Source organism: Streptomyces sp. NBC_00190, assembly GCF_036203305.1.
Lineage (GTDB): Bacteria > Actinomycetota > Actinomycetes > Streptomycetales > Streptomycetaceae > Streptomyces.
This window is the reverse complement of the sequence record NZ_CP108131.1, coordinates 124,809-149,150: the sequence shown is the minus strand read 5'-3', so window position 1 is coordinate 149,150 and position 24,342 is coordinate 124,809. Positions and strand designations below refer to the sequence as shown.

The 24,342-nt window shown below is 68.8% G+C and carries 21 protein-coding genes and 6 pseudogenes; 18 read left to right on the top strand and 9 right to left on the bottom strand.

Features of this window, described 5'->3' with window-relative positions:
* Positions 1-170 precede the first annotated feature (170 nt).
* The 7 genes and pseudogenes from araD to OG429_RS00735 all read left to right on the top strand — a co-directional run bounded on the left by araD (position 171) and on the right by OG429_RS00735 (position 7,039).
* A complete protein-coding gene (araD, locus tag OG429_RS00770) occupies positions 171-908 on the top strand; it encodes an L-ribulose-5-phosphate 4-epimerase AraD (protein WP_328923327.1) in 738 nt (245 codons plus the stop codon).
* A 418-nt stretch (positions 909-1,326) separates the two neighbouring features.
* Positions 1,327-1,857: pseudogene (locus OG429_RS00765) on the top strand (SLC13 family permease); the annotation flags it as partial.
* 1,055 nt (positions 1,858-2,912) lie between these two features.
* A complete protein-coding gene (locus OG429_RS00755) occupies positions 2,913-3,464 on the top strand; it encodes an RNA polymerase sigma factor (RefSeq protein ID WP_405680696.1) in 552 nt (183 codons plus the stop codon).
* Positions 3,461-4,279 carry a zf-HC2 domain-containing protein gene (locus OG429_RS00750; RefSeq protein WP_328923325.1) on the top strand — a complete coding sequence of 273 codons (819 nt, stop codon included), beginning with the start codon at positions 3,461-3,463 and terminating at the stop codon, positions 4,277-4,279. The genes OG429_RS00755 and OG429_RS00750 overlap by 4 nt, the downstream gene beginning before the upstream one ends.
* Positions 4,276-5,109, top strand: a complete 834-nt coding sequence (locus OG429_RS00745) for an ABC transporter ATP-binding protein (protein ID WP_405680698.1) — start codon at positions 4,276-4,278, stop codon at positions 5,107-5,109. The genes OG429_RS00750 and OG429_RS00745 overlap by 4 nt, the downstream gene beginning before the upstream one ends.
* Positions 5,106-6,467 carry a hypothetical protein gene (locus OG429_RS00740; protein ID WP_328923323.1) on the top strand — a complete coding sequence of 454 codons (1,362 nt, stop codon included), beginning with the start codon at positions 5,106-5,108 and terminating at the stop codon, positions 6,465-6,467. The genes OG429_RS00745 and OG429_RS00740 overlap by 4 nt, the downstream gene beginning before the upstream one ends.
* Positions 6,464-7,039, top strand: coding sequence for a hypothetical protein (locus OG429_RS00735; protein WP_328923322.1), 576 nt, complete (start codon positions 6,464-6,466; stop codon positions 7,037-7,039). The genes OG429_RS00740 and OG429_RS00735 overlap by 4 nt, the downstream gene beginning before the upstream one ends.
* Positions 7,040-7,641: 602 nt before the next feature.
* Here the strand turns inward: OG429_RS00735 and OG429_RS00730 are convergent.
* Positions 7,642-10,011 carry a non-reducing end alpha-L-arabinofuranosidase family hydrolase gene (locus OG429_RS00730; protein WP_328930120.1) on the bottom strand — a complete coding sequence of 790 codons (2,370 nt, stop codon included), beginning with the start codon at positions 10,009-10,011 and terminating at the stop codon, positions 7,642-7,644.
* An 838-nt stretch (positions 10,012-10,849) separates the two neighbouring features.
* The gene (locus OG429_RS00725; RefSeq protein WP_328923321.1) at positions 10,850-11,152 is read right to left on the bottom strand and encodes a putative quinol monooxygenase; all 303 of its coding nucleotides are present in this window, start codon (positions 11,150-11,152) and stop codon (positions 10,850-10,852) included.
* A 260-nt stretch (positions 11,153-11,412) separates the two neighbouring features.
* On the opposite strand from OG429_RS00725, the pseudogene OG429_RS00720 reads away from it, so the two are divergent.
* Positions 11,413-12,561, top strand: a pseudogene (locus tag OG429_RS00720) (ISL3 family transposase).
* 97 nt (positions 12,562-12,658) lie between these two features.
* Here the strand turns inward: OG429_RS00720 and OG429_RS00715 are convergent.
* Together OG429_RS00715 and OG429_RS00710 are read right to left on the bottom strand one after the other, a co-directional pair.
* On the bottom strand, positions 12,659-13,135 hold the full coding sequence (locus OG429_RS00715) for a hypothetical protein (RefSeq protein WP_328923320.1): 477 nt from the start codon (positions 13,133-13,135) through the stop codon (positions 12,659-12,661).
* A 2-nt stretch (positions 13,136-13,137) separates the two neighbouring features.
* On the bottom strand, positions 13,138-13,725 hold the full coding sequence (locus OG429_RS00710) for a TetR/AcrR family transcriptional regulator (protein WP_328923319.1): 588 nt from the start codon (positions 13,723-13,725) through the stop codon (positions 13,138-13,140).
* Positions 13,726-13,801: 76 nt separating this feature from the next.
* Between OG429_RS00710 and OG429_RS00705 the strand changes: the two genes are divergently transcribed.
* Together OG429_RS00705 and OG429_RS00700 are read left to right on the top strand one after the other, a co-directional pair.
* Positions 13,802-14,266, top strand: coding sequence for a cupin domain-containing protein (locus OG429_RS00705; RefSeq protein ID WP_328923318.1), 465 nt, complete (start codon positions 13,802-13,804; stop codon positions 14,264-14,266).
* A 30-nt stretch (positions 14,267-14,296) separates the two neighbouring features.
* On the top strand, positions 14,297-14,677 hold the full coding sequence (locus tag OG429_RS00700) for a DUF4267 domain-containing protein (RefSeq protein ID WP_328923317.1): 381 nt from the start codon (positions 14,297-14,299) through the stop codon (positions 14,675-14,677).
* Between the two features lie 401 nt (positions 14,678-15,078).
* On the opposite strand, the gene OG429_RS00695 is transcribed toward OG429_RS00700, so the two are convergent.
* Positions 15,079-15,558 carry a hypothetical protein gene (locus OG429_RS00695; RefSeq protein ID WP_328923316.1) on the bottom strand — a complete coding sequence of 160 codons (480 nt, stop codon included), beginning with the start codon at positions 15,556-15,558 and terminating at the stop codon, positions 15,079-15,081.
* 470 nt (positions 15,559-16,028) lie between these two features.
* Between OG429_RS00695 and OG429_RS00690 the strand changes: the two are divergent.
* A pseudogene (locus OG429_RS00690) lies at positions 16,029-16,534 on the top strand (winged helix-turn-helix domain-containing protein); the annotation flags it as partial.
* A gap of 201 nt (positions 16,535-16,735) precedes the next feature.
* On the opposite strand, the gene OG429_RS00680 reads toward OG429_RS00690, so the two are convergent.
* Positions 16,736-17,743, bottom strand: coding sequence for a DUF2278 family protein (locus tag OG429_RS00680; RefSeq protein WP_328923314.1), 1,008 nt, complete (start codon positions 17,741-17,743; stop codon positions 16,736-16,738).
* Positions 17,744-18,221: 478 nt separating this feature from the next.
* On the opposite strand from OG429_RS00680, the gene OG429_RS00675 reads away from it, so the two are divergent.
* Positions 18,222-18,368, top strand: a complete 147-nt coding sequence (locus tag OG429_RS00675) for a hypothetical protein (protein WP_328923313.1) — start codon at positions 18,222-18,224, stop codon at positions 18,366-18,368.
* 132 nt (positions 18,369-18,500) lie between these two features.
* Here the strand turns inward: OG429_RS00675 and OG429_RS00670 are convergent, their stop codons facing one another.
* A complete protein-coding gene (locus OG429_RS00670; protein ID WP_328923312.1) occupies positions 18,501-18,701 on the bottom strand; it encodes a hypothetical protein in 201 nt (66 codons plus the stop codon).
* Positions 18,702-18,860: 159 nt separating this feature from the next.
* Here OG429_RS00670 and OG429_RS00665 point away from each other — a divergent pair.
* The 3 genes and pseudogenes from OG429_RS00665 to OG429_RS00655 all read left to right on the top strand — a co-directional run.
* Positions 18,861-19,481 (top strand): annotated as a pseudogene (locus tag OG429_RS00665) (transposase); the annotation flags it as partial.
* Between the two features lie 424 nt (positions 19,482-19,905).
* Positions 19,906-21,309, top strand: a complete 1,404-nt coding sequence (locus tag OG429_RS00660) for a hypothetical protein (RefSeq protein ID WP_328923311.1) — start codon at positions 19,906-19,908, stop codon at positions 21,307-21,309.
* 329 nt (positions 21,310-21,638) lie between these two features.
* Positions 21,639-21,995 (top strand): annotated as a pseudogene (locus OG429_RS00655) (penicillin-binding transpeptidase domain-containing protein); the annotation flags it as partial.
* A gap of 51 nt (positions 21,996-22,046) precedes the next feature.
* Here the strand turns inward: OG429_RS00655 and OG429_RS00650 are convergent.
* Both OG429_RS00650 and OG429_RS00645 read right to left on the bottom strand, forming a co-directional pair.
* A pseudogene (locus tag OG429_RS00650) lies at positions 22,047-22,199 on the bottom strand (YbaK/EbsC family protein); the annotation flags it as partial.
* Between the two features lie 148 nt (positions 22,200-22,347).
* Positions 22,348-22,632, bottom strand: a complete 285-nt coding sequence (locus OG429_RS00645) for a hypothetical protein (protein WP_328923310.1) — start codon at positions 22,630-22,632, stop codon at positions 22,348-22,350.
* 274 nt (positions 22,633-22,906) lie between these two features.
* Between OG429_RS00645 and OG429_RS00640 the strand changes: the two genes are divergently transcribed.
* The 3 genes from OG429_RS00640 (at position 22,907) to OG429_RS00630 (ending at position 23,986) form a co-directional block, all read left to right on the top strand.
* Positions 22,907-23,068 carry a hypothetical protein gene (locus tag OG429_RS00640; RefSeq protein WP_328923309.1) on the top strand — a complete coding sequence of 54 codons (162 nt, stop codon included), beginning with the start codon at positions 22,907-22,909 and terminating at the stop codon, positions 23,066-23,068.
* Positions 23,069-23,243: 175 nt separating this feature from the next.
* A complete protein-coding gene (locus OG429_RS00635; protein WP_328923308.1) occupies positions 23,244-23,438 on the top strand; it encodes a hypothetical protein in 195 nt (64 codons plus the stop codon).
* Between the two features lie 179 nt (positions 23,439-23,617).
* Positions 23,618-23,986 carry a hypothetical protein gene (locus OG429_RS00630; RefSeq protein WP_328923307.1) on the top strand — a complete coding sequence of 123 codons (369 nt, stop codon included), beginning with the start codon at positions 23,618-23,620 and terminating at the stop codon, positions 23,984-23,986.
* Positions 23,987-24,342 lie beyond the last annotated feature (356 nt).

Genomic DNA, 24,342 nt, shown 5'->3' with positions numbered 1-24,342 from the left:
GATTTCTGCATGTTAGCGCTCACAATTTGACCCGGGGTAGCTGCGGACGCGGCAGCCGCGATGCCCAGCTGCGGCCCCGATCGGTCCAGCCCACTCATGCGCGGCTGCGGGGCCTGCCGGACGCCGGTCCCAAGAACCGCCGCGCATGTCGGAGAGACGGTGAGAGCGTAGTGAGCGAGACCAGCCTCAAGGGCCTCCGTCGCGAGGTCCTCGCGGCCAACCTGCGCATCCCGGAGGCCGGTCTGGCCACCCTCACCTGGGGGAACGTCAGCGGAGTAGACCGAGACGCCGGCATCTTCGTCATCAAGCCGTCCGGGGTCTCCTACGCCGACCTCACCGAGGAGGACCTGGTGGCGGTGGCGCTGGAGGACGGGCGGGTCCTCGGCGGGCGCCTCAGACCGTCCACCGACACCGAAACCCATCGGTGCCTCTACCGGGCCTTCCCCTCCATCGGCGGCGTCACCCACACGCACTCGGCGCACGCCGTCGCCTTCGCCCAGGCACGCCGCCCGATCCCCGTGCTCGGCACGACACACGCCGACACCTTCAACGGGCCCGTCCCCGTGACGGCGGACCTCACCGCCGAGCAGTGCGCGCAAGACTACGAGTACAACACCGGACAGGTGATCGTCGCCCGGCTCGACGGCGACCCCCGTCGGGCCGAGGAGGTCCCCGGAGCGCTCGTCTCACGCCACGGCCCCTTCACCTGGGGGGCCACCGCGAAGGCTGCGCTGGAGAACGCCATCGTCTGCGAGGCCGTGGCGGAGATGGCGCTGCACACGCTGGCGCTCGGGTCCCGCCTCGGGGATGCCTCCGAACCACCGAGGCATCTGCTGGAGCGGCACTTCACCCGTAAGCACGGACCGGACGCCTATTACGGCAACATTCCTCACGCCCCGGGCGTCTGAGGCCGCGCACCGACTCGGCGACGCGTGATCCGGACAGGCCGTCCGGCAGTCGCGGCTCGGAAGGCAGCGGGACCTCCCGCGCGGACCAATGCTGACCCAACGCTGACTTTGATGACAACTCATCAGGTCTCGTGGCGCCCCGCTACCTGGGTCGTGGATGCGATCGGAGCCTGATGCTGCTCGGTACAACGCGTTGTACCGAGCAGCGGGTCTCGGTGTGGCGCAGGGCTCGGCAGCGTCGCTTGGGACGGACGGGCGCCTTCGCGGGCCGAACGCCGATCGCGTGGCGACGCCTCACCCGCCACCCGGGACGACGTCCACCCAGGTCAGGTCAGGTCGGAGCGGGAGGCTTGAGCGGGGTAGCGTTCGCGGTGATGGCACAGGCGGTCCGACCGCCGTCACGCGGAAGGACCCGACCCTGAACGCCCAGCTCGCGGAGACGCTCTCCGTGGCCTTGCTCGTACTGGTGCTGGCTTGCGCGGTCATCCGCCCCTTCGGCTGGCCGGAGGCGGTGGTGGCCGTTCCGGCCGCCGCGTTGTCGATCGCCACCGGGGCGGTCTCCCTCGACGACGCGCTCGGCGAGGCCGAACGACTCGGACCGGTGGTCGGCTTTCTGGCGGCCGTACTGGTCCTGGCCCAGCTCTGCGACGACGAAGGGCTGTTCCATGCGTGCGGGGCGTGGATGGCGCGTACGGCGGCGGGTCGGCCACGACGCCTGCTGGCCCACGTCTTCCTGGCCGCGTCGGCGATCACGGCGGTGCTCAGTCTGGATGCCACGGTGGTGCTGCTCACACCAGTGGTGTTCGCCACCGCGGCCCGGATCGGAGCCCGCCCGAAGCCGCACGTGTACGCCTGCACCCACCTGTCGAACACGGCCTCCCTGCTGCTGCCGGTCTCCAACCTCACCAACCTGCTGGCGTTCGCGGCCAGCGGGTTGAGCTTCACCCGGTCGCCGCGCTGATGGGACCCGTCGGCCGCTTCGTCGTCGATCACGCCCCCTGCCCGGTGCTGCTGGTCTGGCCCGAGCCGCCGCGGGAGCTCCCCACGATGCCGCCCTTGCCGTCCCCACCCTCTCGTCACACGTCCTGACCTCGGGCCGCGGGCGTGCTCGGCGACGGCCAGGCCCTGCATCTCGGCGATGAACAGGCCACTCACGTCGTGTTCGTCAGCCTTGTGGGGCGCGTCCTGGGAGTGAAGCGAGTCAGGAGCGCTTTGCAGAAACGATTACGAGCGCCACGATCGACCAGGCTCTGTCCGGACAGCAGCTGCTCAAAGACGACGCCGGGCCCGGACCCGGCCCTGACCCCGGCTTTTGGACACCGGAGAGACTTGGATTTTGACGGTGCAGGAGAACGGAGTCCCTGTGGGGATGAGGCACTACCCCCGCCGAGCTCAAGGCGGTCGCGGTCGCGTTGCACCGGTCGAGGCCGGAGGCGACGAGTAATTCCGTCGCCACCGATCTGGGGATGAACACCGAGACGCTGCGGAACTGGATCCGGGCCTCCGGCGGGCGCCGTCCCGGCGCCCACTCCGGGCCCCGGCCGCTACACACTCTGGCGGTGACACCATTCAGGCGGAGTTGGCCGCCGCGCGGAAGAGGATTCACGAGCTGGGTCATGGCCTCATGGTCGAGCAGGCCGACGGGAAACTCCCGCTTCAGGCCGTCGTAGTGGACCAGCGCCTCGGGCGCGGTCCTTGTCCGCACTCCCGACAGATAACCTGCTGGTTCTTCAGGAACCCTGAAGTGGCTGGGGCCCGCCGCCGGCTTGTGCTGAGCGGAGATCGGGCGAACCCGCGGGATTCCCACAACCAGCCGACCGCAATCGTGGTGGGCGGCGCCCCTTTCATGTCACGGCACCGTGTGTCCGGCCGGCGTGCGGTGCTCCGTGAGAGCCCGAGGCCTGCCGTGGGGCCGTGGCTTCCGGGGAACCCCGGTATGTGACGGGGGTCACGCAGGAGGGAAAACCTATCGTCCGGCCCGGGCGTCTAGGAGGTGTGAGATCAGTGAGAGCAGCGCTGCACGAGCTGGACGAGGAACGTCTCGTCCGGCTGGTGGCCAAGGGCGACCGTGCCGCCTTCGAGGAGTTGTACCGGCGTACGTCGCCGTGGATGGCGGTGCGGCTGCGCCGCCGCTGCGCGGACGAGCAGATAGTCGCCGAGGTCATGCAGGAGACATATCTGGCGGTGTGGCGCGCGGCAGGTGCGTTCGCCGGAGCCGCGGCCGGAGGAACGGCCGTCGGCTGGCTGTGGACGATCGCGGCGCGCCGCCTCGTCGACGCGTTCCGGCGTAGGGCCCACCACGCGGAGCCGCCGCCCGCGTCCGCCGCGCAGCCCGTGGCGCCCGCCGCCGAGGAGGAGGCGCTCGCGGCGACCGTCGGCGGTGACGTCGGCGACGCGCTGCGGCGCCTCGCGCCGGAGCTCAGACAAGTACTGCAGGCCATGGTGCTCGACGGACTGTCCGTCCGGGAGACCTCGGTCCTGCTCGGGCTGCCCGAGGGCACGGTCAAGACCCGTGCCCGCCGGGCGAGGATCGCGATGCGGAGGGCGCTGGTATGAGCGTGGAACACGCGTCGATGCGGATCATCGACGAATACGCGCGCGGCGACACGGACATCGCCGCCGACGAGGTGTGGGCCCTGGAGGCCCACCTGGAGGCGTGCCGGCTGTGCCGTGACCGGCTGTCGGCCGCCGTTACGGCGCAGGCGCCCGCCGTGGCGGCACTGGTCGACACGGTGTGGTCCGGCCTCGGCCCCCAGCTGGCCACCACCGCCACGATGCCGCGCCGGCGGCGCTGGTCGGCGTGGCTGTCCGCGTGGATGACGCCGGTGATGGTGCCGTGGCTGGCCATGGTCGTGAGCGTGACACTGCTCGCGCTACTGCTCGACCTGGTCGGCGCCGGATCCAGCGAGGTGTCACTGGTACTTCTGCTCGCCCCGGTCCTGCCCGTGCTCGGCGTCGCGGCGTCGTGGTCGCGCGGGCTCGACCCGGCGTACGAACTGACGGTCTCGGCGCCCAGAGCCGGGCTGTACCTGGTGCTGCGGCGCACCGCCTCCGTGCTCGCCGTGGTCGTCCCCGCGCTGCTGGTGGCCGGATGGGTGACGGGTATGACAGCCGCGCAGTGGCTGCTGCCCTGTCTGGCCTTCACCTCGACGACCCTGGCGCTCGGCGGTGTCGTCGGCGTGACCCGTGCGGCCGTTGCGCTCGCGGCCGTGTGGGCCGTCGTCGTCGTGGCGCCGACCCTGGCCGCCAGCCGTACGACCTTCGCCCTGCAGACGGACGGTCTCCCCGTATGGGGGCTGATCCTCGCGCTCGGTATCGGCGTCGTGATCGCCCGCAGGGGCGCGTACTCCGTGCTGGGAGCCCATCGATGACCATAGGAATGGAACACCACATGACATCCGCGCTGAGCGCGGCCGACATCGCACCTACTGCCTACGCCTGGGAGATCCAGGCCACCGGGCTGAAGGTCAGGGTCGGCAGGAAGCGGATGGCCGTCGACGGGCTCGACCTGTCGCTGGGCACCGGAGTGCACGGCCTCCTCGGACCCAACGGGGCCGGCAAGACCACCCTCATCCGAACGCTGGCCACCGTACTGCGCCCCACCGAGGGCACCCTGGAGCTGCTCGGCGAGTCCACGAGCGGCATGGGCGAGCACCGTGCGCTGCGCCGCCGGATCGGCTATTTGCCGCAGGAGTTCGGCTACTACAAGCGCTTCACGGCGCGCGAGTTCGTCGAGTACATGGCGTGGCTGAAGGAGGTACCCAAGGCGGACATCCCCGCGGCGGTGCAGCGCGCCGTGGAGCGCGTGGGACTGGCGGACCGCGCCGACGAGAAGATGAAGGCCCTCTCGGGCGGCATGCTGCGCAGGGTCGGCATCGCCCAGGCCATCGTCAACGATCCGACGATCCTGCTGCTGGACGAGCCGACGGTCGGCCTGGACCCGGCGCAGCGGCTGCGCTTCCGCGAGCTGCTGCAGGAGCTGGGCGAGGACACCTGCGTGCTCGTCTCGACCCATCTGGTGGAGGACGTCGCCGCCGCCTGCACCGACGTGGTGCTCTTCGCCGAGGGGCGACTGGTCTTCCAGGGCACCCCGGACGAGCTGGCCGCGGCGGGCGGCCCCGAGCACGTGGGCGACAGCCCCCTGGAGCGCGGCTACTCGGCGCTGCTCCTCACCCCCGAGCAGACAAGGGGCACCTGGTGAACGTCCGTGTCCTGCGCATCGAGCTGAGGCGCTCCGTCGCCCCGTGGGCCGGCGCCGTGGTCCTGACGACGGCGCTGGCGTTCCTGTACCTGGTGAACGCCGCGTGGTGGAGGGGCACCACGGCGTGGACGGCCCAGTGGACGTCCATGGCCCTGTGGACCCGCGCCCTGCTGGGCTACCTGTGGCCGCTGGCCGTGGGGCTCGGGGCGCTGCAGGGCCTGCGCGACCACCGCTCGAAGGTGTCCGAGCTGCTGACGACCACATCGCGTCCCGCCTGGCACCGCGCCGCCACGCTGGCGGGCACGACGGCGATCACCTTGGCCTCGGCCTTCGCGCTCCTCGTCCTCGTGGGCGCGGTCCAGGTGCTCCCCAACACCGAGTACACGCACCTCGGATGGCTGCCGATCTCGCTGGTGGGGGCACTCTCCCTCGTCGCGGGAGCCGTGCTGGGCATGGGGGCCGGGCGCGCCCTGCCGTCCGCGCTCACACCACCCGCGCTGGCAATGGGCGCCTTCGTGTTCACGGCTCTCCTGCACATGTCGTTGGGCACGGAGCCGAACCGGGTCTCGCTGCTGTCACCAGCGGTGCAAGAGGTGCGCGACGTGCTCGTCACGCTCTCCGCCTCCGTGCACGTCGGGCAGACTATCTGGCTGCTCGGCATGGCCGCGACCGGCTTCGCGCTGCTGGTCGCCGCGACCCCGCGCGCCCGGCTGCTCGCCCTGACGCCCGTCCTGGCGGGCGCGGCGATCGCCCTGCTCGTCCTCCCCTCCGACCCGCGCCGGATGTATGTCCTCGACGAGGCCGCCGCGGAGTTGGTGTGCGACGGCCCCGTGTGCGTGACCAAGACGCACCAGGCACGACTCACCGACCTCGCGGGTCCCGGTAAAGAGGCACTGCGCCTACTGCACGGTGCCCTGGGCAGCCAGGCGCCGGTCTCGGTCCGGGAGAACACCGCGGTACTGCCGGACGGCTCCACGCCGCAGTGGTCCCGCGAGACCGTGCTCTTCGACTTCGACGACGACATCATCGCCGCCGCGAAGGGCGAGGAGCTGACCTGGGCCCTGGTCGCCAAAGGCATGGTGCCAGGGTGCGCCCCCGTCGGCTGGAGCAGCTTCGGGGGAGATGAATTCGCGCAGACCGTCGCGGTGGGCTGGGTCCTCGGGGACCTCAGGTCGCTGCCCGGCACAGGGTCAGCAAGTTTGCGCCGCGAGGTCGACGCCAAGGCCCGCCCGGTGTGGACGGAACTCAAGGCGCTGCCGCGGGCTGAGCAGCTCTCGCGGATCGACGCGATGCGCGCCGCCGCGCTCTCCTGCAAGGGCGACGCGTTCGACGCGCTGAACGGCGGTGCGTCCCGGTGAGATGGCTGACGCTGTACGCGCGTTCGCGCCAGGTACCCGCGTCACTCGCCGCGGTGGTGATCAGCACGGTGGTGGTGTGGGCACTCGCCCGGGACGGGGGCGAGGGGCCCGGTGATCCGCGGCTGCCCGTGCTCGTCCTCGCTGCGGGGGCGATGGCAGCCTCGATCGGGCTCAGCGGACAGGACCTCGCGCTGGACCGGACGGCCGCGATCCGCTGGGTGCCCCGAAGAGCGGCACACGTGCTGCTCTTCGGCGCGGTCGTCGGCACGGTGCTGCTGACAGTGCAGACAATGGGCGAGCCCATGGCCACCACTGCGTTCGTCGTCCGGGACAGCGCGGGCCTGATGGGACTGGCCGCCCTCGGCGCGGCGCTCTCGGGCGGCCAGTACGCCTGGACGCTGCCGTTCGCCTGGCTCTCGTTCTCGTTCTTCGCCCCGCCCCCGACGAGTGCGCCGATGCAGGTGGCGACCTGGATGCTGCTGCCACCCGGCACGGCAGCGGGCACCTGGACAGCCCTGGTCCTCATGGTCGCCGGCACCACGGCTTACGCCGTCGCGGGACCGAGACGGTAACCGAATCTCGGGCCCGCGCTACCTGATCAGGGACCGGGACGGGAAGTTCCCGCAGTTGTTCGACGAGGTGCTCAAGGACGCACCGAGAATGAACTCGATCACGGAGCAGTGGGTGCAGCCTGCAGGCGAGAGCTACTGGACCGCACGTTGATCTGGCACCAACGCCACCTCCTGTACGCCCTCCGCGAGTTCGAGACGTTCATGACGAACACACGCCGCACCAGTGCCTTGCGAATGCCCGCCCCTCCACTCGCTACCCGCTCGTATCGAGGACCCGGACCGGATCGCCCATCTGGACATACGACGGCGAGCACGACTTGGCGGCGCCCTTCACGCATACCAACATGCGGCCTGACCAGCATGGATGAGGTATCCGGCAAGCGCAACATCACGGCCGGCAAGCGGTATCCGCGGTGGCGTCGTAGTGCTTCGGTCCGTACCCGCGATGAAAGTCCACGAAAGAGGGGAACCCCAGCCGAAGCACGGCTGGGGTCCCCCGAGGCGGTGAGTGTCGGTCAGCAGGTGGAGTTGCCCGTGCCGTGAACCGCTCGTTCACGGGCCGGCAGACCGCACCCGATCGCGATCACCGTGGATCGGGCAGGTCAGCGCTGCAGGGTGAGGACGCCCGGCCGGTACGGCAGTTGGTCGTAGGGGCCGCTCGCGGTGGGGGACTTGCCCTGGTAGAGGAACTGCAGGTTGCAGGGGTCGATGGTCATGGTCTGGTCGGGGTTGTTGCGGATCAGGTCGCCGTGGCTGATGTCGTTGGTCCAGGTGGCACCGCTGTTGGCCTTGCCCGCGAAGGGGTTGCTTTCGCTAGCGGCCTGCGGGGTCCAGGAACCGCTCAGGCTGGAGGCCGTGAACGAGCGGAAGTAGCGCCCGTTCGCACCCTGCGCCTCAACGATCAAGAGGTACTGGTTCTGGTCCTTGACCTTGTAAACCTGCGGCGCCTCGAACAGATTGTTCGCCGTATCGCTCATGACCGTCGTGTACGACGAGCCGAAGTTGCCCGGGAAGTTCCCGATCGGCATGCTCGCCCGGTAGATGTTGCCGTTGTCACCGGCGAAGAACAGGTACATGTTCTGGCCGTCGGCGATCAGGGTCTGGTCGATCGGGCCGGTGCCGGAGTTGGGGATGCTGCCGGTGAACAGCGGTTGCGGCGAGGACCAGCCGTTGGGGTTGGTGGGGTCGCTCGACGTGCGGTAGATGAAGGGCCACGCACCCCACTGGTACGCCAGCACCCAGATGTTCTTGGGTGCGAAGTAGAACAGCGTGGGCGCCACCGCGGCCTGGCTCATCCCGCTCTGGCCAGCCGACGCCATGTCGGACCAGTTCGTGAAAGGACTGAACATCATCGAGCCGTAGGACGATCCCGACACGTTCGACGCGTAGACCAGGTGCTTACCGTTGTACACCACGTCAGTGAAGTCCTTCACCGACGCCCACCCGTTCGCCGGCTGCGCCAACGAACCCGTCGACGTCCACCGGTACGTCGACGGAAGCGCGCACGTGCCGCCCGTCGGCGCGGGCGACCTGAAGTTCCAGTGCTGGTTGGCGCCGCCGTTGGAGTCCCAGATTCGGACGGGAGTGCCGTTGGCGGTCTGACCGCCGGGGGTCTCCAGCGCCCGGCCGCTGGCGATGTTGGTCAGCGTGTAGGAGCCGTCGCTGTTCCGGCCGACCCGCCAGTGCTGGTTGGCGCCGCCGTTGGAGTCCCAGACCTGCATCCTCGTCCCGTTGCCCGTCTGGTTGCCCGGCTCGTCCAGGACCCGGCCGCTGGCGATGTTGGTCAGCGTGTAGGAGCCGTCGCCGTTCTTGCTGGCCCGCCACTGTTGGTTGGAGGCGCCACTGGCGTCCCACACCTGGAGCGGGGTGCCGTTGCCGTTCTGCCCCACGGGCTCGTCGAGAACGCGGCCGGCAGCCGAGTTGGAGAGCGTGTAGACGCTGCCGGAGACGATGCCCCCGTCCGGCGTGCTGCCGCTGCCGCCGCCCAGGGCGGCGAGCACCGCGTTGTAGGCGGGCTTCTTGTTGCCGTTGTTGTCGAACAGCAGCGGGTTCTCACCGGTGCGCCACGAGTCGCTGTCGCGGATGCCCCATACCGTGATGCCCGTGCAGCGAGCGACGTTGAGGCAGGCCTTAACGGTGTTGGTGTACGCGCTGGCGGACGCCTGGGCGATGTCGAGTTCGGTGATCTGGACGTCCACGCCGAGCGCGGCGAAGTTGGACAGGGTGGTCTGGAAGCTGGCCGGCGGGCCGCCGGCGCCGAAGTGGCTCTGGAAGCCGACGCAGTCGATGGGCACGCCGCGGGACTTGAAGTCCTTGACCATGTTGTAGACGCCCTGGGTTTTCGCGTCGGACCAGTTCTCGATGTTGTAGTCGTTGTAACAGAGCTTGGCCGAGGGGTCGGTGTTCCGGGCGGTGCGGAAGGCCTCCTCGATGAAGCCGTTGCCCAGCACGTTCTGGAACACCGAGCTGCGGTGCTGGCCGCTGCCGCCGTCGGCGAACGCCTCGTTGACCACGTCCCAGGCGTAAATCTTGCCTTTGTAGTGGGTCATCTCGGTGGTGATGTGGTTGTTCATCACACTGCGCAGGGTGTTGGCGTCGGTGATGGAGTCGACCCAGCCCGGCAGTTGGGAGTGCCAGACCAGGGTGTGGCCGCGCATTCGCTGGCCGTGCGCGGAGGCGTGGTTGACGATCGAGTCGGCGGGGGCGAAGTTGAACGACCCGCGGGAGGGCTCGGTGGCGTCCCACTTCATCTCGTTCTCCGGGGTGACCATGTTGAATTCCCGGTCGAGAATGGTGGAGTACGTCGAGTCGCCGAGCCTGCCCGAGGCCACTGCCGTGCCGAAGTAGCGGCCGCTGCCGGCCGCTGCATCGGCGGCCACGGTCAGCGTGCGGGCCTTCGGCGTGAGTGCGGCCTGGGCGACCAGCGGTACGGCAGCACCTGCGGCGGCGAGAACCACGGCGGCGACGAGCACGCGGCGGGTTGCCGGACGGCGGCGATGAGAGCGGTTCTGATCTGGCAACGGCTTGTCCTTCTGGGGTAGTGGGCCCTGGTCTCGGCCCCGGTTACCCGCCAGTTGTCGCCACGCACACAAAGGTTGCCGTGATCGGGGAGGAACTTTTTGTCGAGCCGGAGATTGGCGCGGCCCTCATCCCGGTCGGGGCGAAGCGACCCCGGACCGCGCGGGCGCCACCTACCGCGCCTACGCTGGGACCGCCGCTGTCATCCTTGGGAGGTCGGCGCCCGGACGACGGCGGTCACCGCGAAGCCGGCCGCCACCAGCATGCCCGTGGTGGCCGCGGCGGCGAGTGCGGCCCTCGGCCAGGCCCCAGCGGTGGTCCTCTCCCGGGGGCGGGACCGCGACGACGGTGGGGGTGTTCCGCGACGACGCCTGGACCCTGAGGGCTCGAAGCCGGACAGCAGCCCGAGCACGAACGCGCGGGCCGTGGCACGCGGCTCCACCCGCCTGTACCGGCCTGCGATCCGGGCCATGGCCTGGTCGAACATCGCCCGCCAACGGGCGGGCGTCCATGCTGTGACCTGAGGCCACCGCCCGGTGCCAGGAGCCGGTGAAGACGAAGCGCGTTCCGTCAGCCATGGCGGGGCCGCAGGCCGTTGTGCCTGCGGCCCCGCTCGGGCGTCGGGGCCGGGGTGGCGGCGGACCGGCTGACGGCGGCTCTTGGAGCGCCGTTGCCGCGGTGCCGCCTGCGGGTGACCGCCTCGGCGGTCGGCCACCTCTTCTCGAACGCCAGCACAGCCGGCCCGTGCCCAGCCCTCAACAACTCGATGACCATGCCCCGATGCTACGAACCTCAGGCCACCGGACGGGCCACCAGCTCGACGACCTCCGCAGGCCCCGCCCGAAACGCCACATTGGCCGCATCGGCCTCGACCATGTGCGCGGAGGCGTCATGTGCCGCCAGCGCAGCCCTGGACGCCCACTCCTCCACGAGCACGTACCGATCCGGATCCCCCTGCACCCGATGCAGGTCGTACTGCAGACACCCCTCCTCAGCCCGCACCACCGGCGCGAGCCGCTCGAACGCCTCGACCTGTTCCTGCCCCCGCCCCGCAAGGGTCCTGATCTGAATTACCAGCTTCACCACATCAGACATGCCGGCGACCCCAGACCTCCCCCACCCCCCCACCGCTTCCGCGCTCAGATCGTGGACAACCAGGCGAACAACGCAGGGAACAACCCATGGGAACAAATCAACCACCCCGCCTCGTTGACCCCGAGCCGCAGCCCGCCCCACCGACACGGAGCACACCCTGCGCCCCCTCCCGTCCCTCACCACCCAGGCAGAGGGGTCCGTAAAGTTGACGGCTCTGGCTCACATTCGGTGGTGACGCAGGGTGGCGAAGTGCCGTTGATATGGGCGTGGAGAGTGTCAACGAGCTTGTGGTGACGGTGTTTTCGGGGGTATCCCCGCTGGTCGTCGAGGATGTGCTCGACGAGCGCGAGCGGGTCGTCGTGAGGGCACGGACTCGGGAGAAGGCCGCAGTTTGTCCGGTGTGCCGTGCGTCGTCGGGACGTGTACACGGTTATCACTGGCGGACGGTGGCCGACGTGCCGGTCGACGGCCGACGGGTGGTGATCCGCGTACGGGTGCGGCGTCTGGTGTGTCCCACGCACGGCTGCTGTCACACCTTCCGCGAGCAGCTGCCCGGGGTGCTGGACCGATACCAGCGACGCACAACCCGTCTGACCAGGCAGGTCAAGGCCGTGGTGAAAGAGTTGGCGGGCCGTGCAGGATCTCGTTTGCTCGCGGTACTCGCGATGGGCCTCTCGCGTCACACGGCCCTGCGTACCCTGCTGTGCATCCAGTTGCCCACCGGGCGGGAGCCCCGAGTGATCGGCGTCGACGTTCTCGCTCTGCGCCGGCGGCACCGCTATGCCACCGTGGTGATCGCCGCCGAGACCCATGAGCGGATCGACGTGCTGCCCGACCGCACGGCCGACACGCTGGAAGCGTGGCTGCGTCAGCATCCCGGCATCGAGGTCGTGTGCCGCGACGGCTCCACGGCCTACGCCGAAGCCATCCGCCGTGCCCTGCCCGACGCGGTGCAGGTCGCCGACCGGTGGCATTTGTGGCAAAACCTGTGCGAAGCCGCCCTGAGCGAGGTCAAGGCGCACAGCACCTGCTGGGCCGCCGTGGTCGATCCCTAGCGCGAGCACCTGCGCAAACGCCGGGCCGAGGACCCCGCCGTCCCCATCAGGCACCTATTCGAGGAGATCAAGGCCCTCGGCTTCACCGGCTGCCTGACGCCTCGCGAAGGAAACGACGACGTGCTCTCTCACTGGATCGTCCAGGTCGGCGCAACCGATCTGCCCCATCTGCCTCATCTGTAAGCGTTCACCCGCGGCCTGGACCGAGACGCCGCCACCGGGATCGCCGCGCTCACGCTTCCGTACAGCAACGGCCCGACCGAGGGCGTCACCACCAAGACCAAGCGGATCGCACGCCAGATGCATGGACGGGCAGGCTTCACCCTTCTCCGCCACCGCATCCTCCTCGGATAACGCCACACTCCGTTACCACCGAATGCGAGACAGGCCGTTGACTTTACGGACCCCACACGCTGCAGACAAGATCAGCCCAAAGTCAGCGGCATTGCGGCTAGACCAGCACCTTCGCGTCGGCCGGGGGCTCGGCGGCGACCTCGCGGGTGCGCCACAGCGGGGCGAAGGAGACCAGGAGCAGGACGGCTCCGAGGGGTATGAGGTCCTTGTCGGCGAAGGGCAGGGTGGTGTCGATGAGGACCAGGAGCGGGGCCCACGGCTTGAGCACGCCGCGCTTGGCGAGCTGGGAGACCAGGATCAGCTGGCCGACGAAGAACAGCAGCGGGCCGAAGTCGTAGAACGCCGGGAGCACGCCGGGTATGTCCTGGACCTGGGTGAACAGTTCGTCCACGGCGCCCCGATCCGCCGACAGGAACCCGACCACCATATCGATGGCGAACTGCACGCCGACGGCTATCGCTCCCGCCGTGCCGGTCCACAGCCCCACGGTGGACAACCGGTTGCCACCCGCCGCAGCGCGCATCGCCGCGAAGCCCCGTACGAAGAAGACGAGCGCGCCGAGGGACGCGCCCACGGTCAGCGGCTCCCGCGCGGGCGCATGCCGTCGAGGGCGAGGCCGATGAAGCGGCGCCAGTCGCCGCTGCCGGTGCGGATGACCGCGGACAGGCCGCCGACGAGCATATAGACGTCGCCGACGGTGAGGTCCTCCCGGAGGGTACCGGCCGCCCGCCCCTGGTCGATCAGGGTTCCGACCACGTCTTCGAGCTGCGCGAGCGTCTCCCCGCCGGGTGCCGACGTGCCCAGGGCCGCCGCGGCGGAGGCCGTCAGCCCCCGGCTCTCGGAGAGGATCCGGCCGACGTGGTGGAGGTACCGGGCCAGACCCTGACCCGACTCGGGGTCGCGCAGGCAGTCGGCGTGCGCGAGGCGCAGGATCTCGGCGAACCGGTGCCTCGCCGCGGCCTCCACGAGGGCCTGCCTGGAGGGGAAGTGCCGGTACAGGGTGCCGACGCCGACCCCGGCGGCACGCGCCACCTCGGGCATCTGGACCTCGTCGCCCCGTTCCTCGAACAGTGCGCACGCCGCCGCCAGTACGCGGGCCCGGTTGCGTTCCGCGTCGGCACGCGGCTTGCGCCCAGGGGGTGTTGACGGCGTTGACAAGCTCACCACTCCTCTGCCTAACTTTATCCGGAATCAGATTCCGATTCCGGATTTGATTATGCCATGCGAGAGGGCTACACCCGTGTCTGTAGACCGTTTCATCCTGCTGGAGCCGGGCGCCGCCCGGCCGGGCCGGATACCGTTGCCGCCCGCCTTCGCCGTCAAGGCGATGACCGACGACACGGAAGGCAGGTTCTCGCTGCTGGAGGTGACCGTGGCGAAGGACATCCCCCGGCACACCCACCACCAAGCGGACGAGGGCATCTACGTACTGGAGGGCATCCTGGAGATCGAGTTCGACGAGCAGACGCACTCGGCGCCGAAGGGGACCTTCGCCCTGCTGCCCCGCTGCGTCCCGCACGCGCTGCGCCGCGCCTCCGACCCGCCGCCCCGAGTCCTGCAGATCTCATCTCCCGGAGGCTGGGAGCACTACGTCGAGGACCTGATCGAGGCGGGGCCTGCGGTCTTCACCGACGGGCAGTTGGACCCCGCGAAGATCAACCCCATCGCGGCCAGGCACCACATCAGCTACGACGAGCAGAAGTGAGCGCACCGCACGTGATCGAGGGGAGACCCCGTGTCCCTGAAGCGCACCGGCACCGTCCTCGCGGCTCTGATCGGCGCGGCCGTCATCTACTTCGGGGCGAACTTCCTGATCAACCCGCACGGCACGGCGGGGGGTTTGATCATCACCCCCTGGCCGCACGGGAACGCGACCGGCTACTTCACTGTCAAGGGCGTCCGCGACATCGCCTCAGGGCTCGTCGCCCTCATCCTGCTCGCGATGGGCCAGCGCCGGGCTCTGGGCTGTCCGTGTACTGCTGGCCGACGCCGTCATCCCCATCGGCGACGCGGGGCACCCGTCCCCATCGACCAGGTTGCCCTCTCCGGCGACGGTGCTGTCCTGACCGATGTCTTCAACACTGCCTGGGCCAAAGTCCCCTGGGATGCAACCTGACAAGCGCCACGTCACCTGGAACGAAGTGTCGCCGTGCACAGGCGATTGACTGCCGCTTCGCGTGCGGACGCGGGAGAATGAGGACACGCACGGCCATTCCTGAGCCGCGTTCTGGATGGTCGTGAGCAGCCCGCCGACCAGCTGGGCTGAAGGAGATCAGACCGCTGCCTTCCTGTACCCCGTGGCGCTGGCCAAGGCCGCGGCCGTCAACATCAGGCACCGCGGGGCGGCGGTGCCGCCCGCGCACCTGTCCCGCACAGGGGTATGACGGGGGCCTCGCGGAACCGGCCAGCAGAAGCGGGCTACTCGACATCTCGAAGTGTGGAGGGCGGCCGTGCCGCGTGCCCCGGTGAACCACGGATCTCAGCAGGTCGGATGACACACGAGGTTAAAGATCAAGCTTAGGCTCGGGTGCCGTCCTGCGTGCGACTGCCGTCGGAATCCAGGGCTGTAACGGTGAAGCAGACGGCAGCTCCGAGACCGAGGAAGAAGAAGACCGGGTTGACGTAGCCGGGGACGGAGACGGTGTAGTCGCCGATGTCGTCGGTCTCGCACACGAAGCGCAGGGGTATGTACTCCACCCGGTAGCCGGTGATTCCTTCCGCCCGCTGCTCCCAGCCTGGGGTGCGGCAGGGCGGAATGGGGATCGAGTTCGTTCCGCCGTCCTCTGCCGACATCACCGCGCCGGTGACGTGCAGCAGGCCCCAGGCGTATACACCCAACGCGATCGCCGCTTGCGCGAAACCGGCAGTGCGCAGCCAGACGTGGCTGTCGGCGAGCCGCGGCCCGCCGGCCCGGGCCAGAGCACCAACGGCCCGACCCGCGAAGACGAACGGAAAGATCAGACCGGCCGGGACGAGAAGCAGGAGGAAGAAGGCCACCACCCGACTCCAGCAGGGCTGTGGGAGCGAGTGCTGTGCCGGAGCCCACAGTTCCGGCAACAGTTTCGTAACTGCCCCGGCAGTGCAGCCGCGGTGCGGAACACTCGCGCGATACCCATACGAACCGCTGAGGCGCCGTACCGCGGCCTGATCTTTCACGACGAGGCGTGGCACTGGGCGATGCCGGCAATCCACGGCGATCGGTACGTAGCGGAACACCGCAGGCTGATTCATCCGTTACCTGACTACCGAGCCCTTGGGTAGCCAATCACCGAGCGCATTCGAACACCGTTGCAACCCTCCGCGACCGCTCCCCAAGATCTGTGCCAGAGCCCCCTTCTCAGTTACGCAGCCACTCGTGGACAGCGAGGTGGTCGGGGTGGCGGGTGACCGCGGCCGGGGCGGTTACTGAGGTTCTCGGGTTGGCGTCGGGTAGTGACGGGTGGTGATCCCTGCCGTAGGCCGGTGCTATGCGGTATGCGCAGGGTGGGGGCCTGAACGTTGAGCGTCGGGCGTCTCGTGAACGGGTCCGGCTTGGGGTCGGCGAGCGGTTCGCGGCGGGTGAGAAGACCACAGTGATCGCAAAAGAGTTACGGGTCGGTGAGCGTTCGGTGGAACGCTGGCGCCGGGCCTGGCGGGAAGAAGGCCTCAAGGGCCTGAGGTCTTCCGGGCCCGCGAACGCGCCGCGAATCTCGGATGGCCAGTTCACGCTGCTGGAAGAAGAGCTGGGTAAAGGGCCGGCCGCTCACGGGATTCGAGGGCCAGCGGTAGACCCTGGTCCGGGTCCAGGCGGTCATCCGTCGCCGGCTCCGCGTCCGCCTGTCGACAGCGACGGTGTGGCGGCTGCTGAGACGGCACGGCTGGTCCTGGCAAGCTCCTGCCCGTCGTGCGCTTGAGAGAGACGAGCATGCCGTGGAGTGGGAAGAAGGAGGTATGGCCGCTCGTGGAAGCACCGCGGCGGCGCTTCGGCGAAGGTTTCTCGAAGCATTCCGGACATGTTCGCCTTTCGGAACCCGCGCCCAGCGGTCAGGCCGCCCCGGTTCGCCGACGCGGGTGAAGGAGCGCTCCGAGGCCGACATGTTTCCGGGACAGCCGGGCGAAGACCGCCCTCACCCGCCGATCATGTCGCTTTGGTCGGCGCGCGAGGGCACTGGTGGGGCTTATGGGCTGGTGGTGTTCAGAAGGTGATGGTCTGTCCCTCGCGTTCGGCTTGTCGCGAGGTGTAGGAGACGCCGTGGACTTTGAGGCCGTCCGGGTTGAGGAGGGTGATCGTGCCGCCTTGGTTGCCGAGGTGGAATCCGTTGCCGCCCGGAACGGTGAGGGTGGCGCCGGGCTGGAGCGGGCCGGCGGGGAGCGGGAGGGTCTGCTGGTCGCGGTCGGCGAGGTGCCAGCCCTGGAGGTTGACCGGCATGGGGGAGGCGTTGAGTACGGTGACGGTTTCGGCTTCGGGTGCCGGACCGGGGGGGTTGACCAGTGCGGCCATGATCCGCAGGGGTTCCTCGCGGTGGCCGGGGCGGGGTGGTGCGGTGTCGATGGGGTGGCCGGTGGTGTCGTCGGTGTGCCAGGCCTGGGACTGGAAGGCCAGGAAGACCGCGACCCAGCGGTTTTCGGCGGGCAGGTGCACAAGCATGGCGCCGTCCTGCCAGACGCCGTTGTCGGAGCGGAAGCGCCCGCTGTTGCCCTGGTTCATGTGGATGTCGTGGACGCCGTTGCCGGGCCGGAACCCGAACACCTTGTCGGCGGTGTTCGCCTCGGGACCGAACCGTTGCCCGAAGACGTAGAGGGCGGCGGTGGGGTCGGCGATGGCTCGCTGCACGTAATGGTCGAGCAGGTCGGCCAGGTCGTTGTCGGCGCCCTCGAGATCGGGCGGGAGCAGTCGCATCGAGGCGGGGTCGAACAGGTTGCCGCGGATGAAGTCCAGGCTGGCCTTCCCCGGCTGCGACGCCAGGGCCGTCCATCCGCTGCCTGCTGGCGGGAGCAGCTCGGTCACGGGGTGGCGGAAGTCGTCGTCGGCCAGGTACAGCAGCTCCGAGGGTGCTTGCTGTGACTCGACGTTGACGGCGGCCCGGTAGTGGGTGCCGGCGTTGTCGGTGAGGTGGATCTGGTAGTGCGGGGTATCGCTGGACCCCTCGCGGCGCCGGTCGACGGCCCGGGCGGCTAGGACACCGTATTTCTTGAGCGGCATGGGTCATCCTCTGGATGCGGTGGGAGCGGCACGGCCGGGGTGTGGTCGTGTCGATGGGGCTGCTTGGTGCGGTATGTGCCCGCCCGCTGCGGTAGCGGAGCAATGACCGCTCAGGTCGGCTGCCCGGCGCAAGTTCCGCGCTGGACAGGGGCAGACAGCGGCCGGGCCGGCAGCCGTCTTGGACGGGGACGGCCAGGAGGTCTCCGTCTCTTGGCAGGTCCGCCAATTACGGCGGGGCGTTTCAGGGGTAGCGGAGGGTGGCGAGGACGGGGGTGTGGTCGAAGGCGGGTTTGTCCCGGCGTGCGGTGGGGTCGTCACTGACGGAGTGCAGGGGGGTTTGGGCCCGGTGAAGGCGTGCTCGCCGCGGTCCATCGGGGCATGCCTGACCAGGATGTGGTCGATGAGTTCTGGTTGGCCGGCGCGGATGCGGGAGTGGTGCTGGTCTTCGTGGATGCGTGGGGAGGTTCCACAGACGGGATTGATCGCCCTGGTCGGGGCGCTCGAAGCCGGAGGTGCCGATCTGGGGGCCGGGCGGGCCGAGGAGGATCTCGGTCGTGGCCGCAGTCGGCTCGTCGTTGATATCGCCGCGCACGGCGACATCGCGGGCCTCGCCGTCACCGGCTAGGAGCTCGTCGGCCAGGGCCCGTACCGTGACGGCCTCGGCGCCGCTACCACAGGGCGTAGACGGCGTAGCGGGCGTGTCTGCCCTCGTCGCGAGGGCTGAAGCGGCCGTCGGGGAAGGACCGCAGCTTGGATTTCAGATGGCACGCCACGACGTCCAGGAGTGACCGGGGGCGGGTTCGAGGTGTACCGCGAGGGCGCGGGGTTCTATGCGGCAGGTCGGGTCGTTGTGGTCGTCGGCCTGGAGCTTTGCCCCGTACACGGGCTCGTCCTTGGTCCCGAAGCGGCCACCGAACCGGTAGAGGTTCTCCATATTCCAGGTGCCGATGACTGCCATGTCTCACCCTCGTTGCTCGCTGAGGCCGCCCTGCCGACTGCCGATCCTTCTCGTCCTTATCCCCCGACCACACCTCTGTGGGACAACGAATCGCCCAATGTTCACCCGCCTTGCCCTGCGGCCCTTCCCTGCCGGGTCACAGGCGACTCGGCCGCGTTCATGGGGCGGGGTACGTGGGGGTGGAGCGTTCCGGGCGGGTTGTGGGAGATGGCGGAGCCGCTGATCCCGCCCTCGAGGGTGCGGCCGCAGGACGCGCCTGATGGGACGTTGTTCGCCGCGATCATCTACGTACTGGGCAGCGGTGGTCACCGCCGCCTGCTTCGGGATATCGAAGACAGCCCACCGCCGGTTCCTGATCTGGTCGGGAGCCGGAGTATGGGGCCGGCTCCACGAAGAGATCCTCCACCGGCTTGACGACGCGGGACTGCTCGACCTTTCCCCAGCGGTCCTCGACTCTGCTCACATCAGGGCTAAAAGGCGAACTCATAGGTCCGAGCCCCTGGACCGGGCCAAGCCGGGTTCCAAGATGCAGGTCCTGTCGGACGCGGCAGGGCTGCCTCTCCTCGTCGGCCTCTCGGCCGCCAACACCCACGATGGCCAGGCACTGAAGTCCATCATGCTCGGTCACCAAACGAGACGCGATCCCCATCGCGCGGCCGCCACTTCAAGCCCAGGAAACTGCACGCCGATGCTTACGGCATACCTGAACTGCGGAAATGGCCACGCGGCAAACGCATCGTCGTCCGCATCGCCCGCAAGGGTGAGGCATCGCTACAGCAGGCCCGTACGAGCAGCATTCTTGGGGTGCCACCGCTGTGGCCTGCGCATGGGCCAGCGATTGATCGTTTCTCCGGTGAAGGGGCTCACCCAGCAGGGTGAGATGCTCCACGGCCTGCGGCCGGGCGCCTGTACGTCTCCACTATCACTGGGCCGTGATCAAGAAGAACCTGCACCGCGCAGTTGCGCCTCGCCCGCGCTGGGGGCGGGGCGCGCGCCCCCGTTACCTCCGCCCACGTCGGCCAGATCCACCTGCCAGAGGGGACCCCGCGCTCGCCATGGCCGGGGGCAGCCTCGTGTCGGCTACGGCCACGGGTGACGGTCGGCTCCACCCTCGGGGCCAGCTCGGGAGGTCCCGTCAGACCGGCGCCAGTCTGCGGACTGTGCGCAACCAGCTCCTTAACATCAACAACTGAAATGGGCCTGCATGATCAGCAAGCAGACGACACCTGTGCGCTATTGGTTCCTCTCTGGGCTACTCGTAGCCATGCTCCTGACCGAAGTCGCCCTCTTCACGTGGAGCGGAATCTACGACGTACGAGTTTACGGAAAGGAGCAGGTTATCTCGGCACTCCTCAGGTTCCTAATTGTAGCCCTCAATGTCGTTGCACTGCTCCAAATGTACCCAGGAAGCCCTCTCGCCAGCTCTATTCGAAGAATCCGCCAATACCTGCCGCGCAACGCTCATCAGGCGTGCAGGCCGAGAGCTATTACTGCCGCCATTCGGGCCGCACGCAACCAGCAGCGACGGCGTCCGGGAGTAAGCGCCGCGCCAAGGGTCACGAATAGAAATCCCTGGCATTACCCAATCGTATTGCTATCGCAGGCGGCTGCTCTGCCCATGCTATTCATTCCAATCTGGATCGACCTACACAGCCCGACTCTCGACATGGAATGGCTGACACTCGCGTTCGCCCTATTTGTGTGCATCGTCGTGATGCTGGTGAGTGCTGCAGTATATGGTCACGTGAACTTCGGTTGGGTGGCGCTGGGCACCCTGCTTCCACTTCTGGGATTTGCGCAGTGGTCCTACATGACTTTCTATAAGCCTGTACACGAACGCCCTAGAGTTGACATTTCCACCAAGCTGGAAAAGATCAATTCCTCGCGCGGAACCACCAGGGTGCGAGGTGTTGTAACGCTGAAAAACAACGGGGCGGCGCCAGCGGAATCTCTCGGCGCCATTTACGTAGTCTCAGGGCACCGAGCAGAGTCGGCGGAGGGAATGACCGCTCAAGATGCAAGCGCAACGTTGGATCTATCGGAGCCAAACCGTAGGCATTTTGGAAAATTTGCATCACTGCTCAGCTTCGACGACCTGTTGGCCACCGGAGAGTCGTTGGCTCCAGGAGAAACGCGGACTTCCTCGTTCGTATTCGACGCACGTGATAGCGGGCAGGCCATCGTTCGACTGACGGCATACATTTCGATGTCTACGCCTACCGGAGATTTGGATCCTGGAACATGCGCGCCAGCCCCATCGGCACCGAATGTCTGCACGCGAACAGATTTTGCACCCACCAGCTTGGCCAGGAAGGAGTTGGGAGACGAACCCTTCGCGCATACAATTGTGCACTTTGATGCAATGCTGACAAAGACTCCGGCCCCTCCGTACATGCCCACGGCATTTGGAAGCGGAAGTCAAAACACTCCCTTCGCCTATACCGTTATGCGCCTTGATGCGATGGAGGCGACGTCGGCAGCCGCTCCATACCTGTCCACAACGTTTGGAGCCGGGAACCTGGAGCAAGGTGAGAAAGTGCAGGATGTTGACCCGCTTATTCGCGATCAGTTCACGCAGTCCATCACAGAACTTCGCTTGGACCCGTAGAGCTCGTATCACGAGCACGTTGAAATTCTGGTTGGCCGTGACTGGTGTGAGGATCGGCCGTTCGTGATGGTGTGACCAATCGGCCGTGGATTGTGGACGACGACGACGACGCTGCTGTGGTGGGCGGGCCGCTTCGGCGGTGGTTCCGGCTGGACAGCCGGGTCCCGGGGCCGGGTCCGGGACCTGACGGGCCCGCGCAAGGCCGGATCCGAGGGGTTCCCGTCCGGTAACAAGCTGTACTTCGCTCGCTCGTGCAACGTAAGGTCTGCACCTGAAGTTCTTTGAACGTGTTCAGGGAACTGTGTTTCCGGGGGAGGGGACTGCGTGGAAACATCACGGCCACGGCCCGCAGCGGCCGGTTCCGCCAGCCCCTGCTGGTCTCGCCGGAGCTCGACAACCGGCCGGTCGCGAGCGCGGCGCGCGCGGTGAAGCCGTCGGTGCGCCAGCAGCTGGTTTCGATGATGCGGCTGACGGCGACCAGCGGTATGGCCGCGGGCGCGATGTCCTCGGTCGGCGGCGACAAGGGCGCGAAGACCGGCTCGGCCGAGGTCGACGGAGCGGGCAGCCCGGACAGCTGGTTCACGGGGTACAGCGACGACGTGGCCGCGGCGGCGATGGTCCAGGCCGGCGGCCACGGCGGCGACGCGGCGGGACCGATCGTGGCGGCGGTGCTGTCCGCCTCCTGACGTGGACCCCGTCCCGTGGACTGCAGGGCGGGGCTGTACCGGAGCGGCCGGTCAGCGTTCGCGGACGTCGGTCAGCGTGGCGCCCGCGTTAGTGATCAGGTCCTGCGGGGCCATCGGGAACACCGAGTGCGGGGTTCCCGCGGCCGCCCAGACCACGTCGTGGGCCAGCAGCGACCGGTCCGTCAGGGCCCGGGTCCGGACCCGGGGGCTGGGGCGGCTGCCCATGCGAAACCGGCTATTGGTCGTGCGCAGCGAAGGGGGCCCCACATCGGGTGAGGAAGCTCGTGTGCCACCCAGGGCTGCCCTCATGCGCCCCACTACCGCGACACCTCATCTCGTGCCGCGGGGGATATCAACCGGCTGAAGCAACAGGCCCCTGCTCCAAGGCCGGGACGTCCTGTACTCCCACGTCCAGGCGCAGTCGCTTGAACCTGAGGGGGTGCCTGAAGACCCCGCCACGGTCGATGAATCGGTCGGCGCTGATCTCCGCGACCAGGTCCGGGTGGGCCAGGGTCGCGTCCAGCATGTCGCGGGACCGCCAGGACGCTGCGAACCGGACGTCCTCCCATGGGTGTCCGTGGTCGGTGGCGGCCAGGTGCTCGCCGACCTGGCGGGCCTGATTCGGCCACAGCGGCACCGCCTGGCAACGGTCCGTAGTCGGCGCGCCGCGTCGTGGCGGCCGAGGATGAGGAGTTGGGGGCGGGGGAGTGTGCCAGTGATAGCGCCGATGACCGCGCCTCGGTGGTGTCCCGGCGCCGGATCTTTGTCCACCCCCGATGGTTCGGCAGGTAGCGCTGGTCCTTCCCCTTGACCAGGATGCCTTCGACTCCGGACACATCCGTCCAGGTCTCCAGCCACTCCCGCGCCTGCGCGAGGTACCAGGACTGCACCAACAACCAGTCCTTGGCAACATGCCGGCCTGCCTGGCCAAGGAGAACATCCACGTCGAGGTGACCGAGCATCCCGCCGACCGCTACTGGACCTTCCAGTGGACGGAGACCGCGCTCTTCACCGTACTCGCCGGGTTGCTGGCCGCGGCTTCCTTCTGGCGGATACGCGGCCGACTTACCTGACGAGCCTTGTAACGCTCGGCCGCCCTCCCCCGGCATCCGCACGACGGTTGCCGGGGGACGGGTGCGGAAAGGGATACGGAAGTGAGACGAACCCGCAGGCACACCACGTGACGCTGCCCGCATCGGCGCTGGTCAGTGCCGTGCCAGAGGACATCGGAATCGAGAACCTACAGGCTTGGTCCGCTCCGAGGTCCTCTTCGAGAACACCGTCGCCGCCTCCGCGCTCTACAACGAAGTGGTGGCTGCCGAGGTCTGCGAGGTGCTCGGGGTGGCGACCGAGCCGCGCACGGTCAGCGCCGGGCGCCGGCCGGTGATGGAGATCGCCGGGGATCCCGCACGAGCTGATCGCCTGGACCGCGCGGAGTGGTGAGCGGATCGAAGCGTGCCGTGAGGACCTGGAGCGCGCGTACGTCACCGCCGTCGACGACAACGGGGAGCCGAAGTTCCTGTCCGTGGTCTCCGAACGGGCTCGCACCAAGCTGGACCGGATCGCGGCGAGGAAGACCCGCCCGCGCCAAGCGGAAGACCCAGCCGCTCGCGCAGCTGCGCGTGTGGTGGAAGAAGAACGCCATCCTGAACTCCGGAGTGAATGCCGACGTCATCGACTCCCTCCTCGAGCGCGCCCGCGCCGCTGCTGTCGCGATCCGGGCCCGGGTCGCCCAGATCGTCGACGTCGCCTTGGCGGCCATCGACGTCACCGCGATCGTGTTCGTGATGAACGGCGACGGATGGTTCCACCGCCGGCATCTGCTCGCCGAGGCCCGCCGCCACCTCGCCCTCGTGCTCCGCGGCCCGCCGCGATCCCGGCCTGGACGAATCGTGGACGCCGCGCTCGCCACGCACTGCGTGGACATCAGCGAACCCAATACCGTGTGTGGCCCCATGTCGGACCACCGCCTCTACACCTCCCGTCCCTGACCGACCCGCCGCCGACCCGTCGGCGGCAGCCCACAGCCGCACCCGACCCGGACCAGCAGCCACCGGCCTGCCCCGGCGACCCCGACAAACCCCGGCTACCGCTGGAGGACTGGGACATCCCGCGCGTGCCGCTGCGCTACGGCCGCGCAGTTATCGCCTCCACCATGCTGGCCGCCCAGCTACGCACCGCCGGCCGCACCGGCCGGGCCATGTAGGACGTCACCGCGCACCAGCAGGCCGCGATGCCCGAGCAGCTCCTCGTGCCGTTCCCGGACGCCGACACCGACGCCGAGTCGGACCGCCTGGCCGCAGACGGTGCTCGACCGCGGCCGAGCGCTCAGACAGCGGTACGCCAA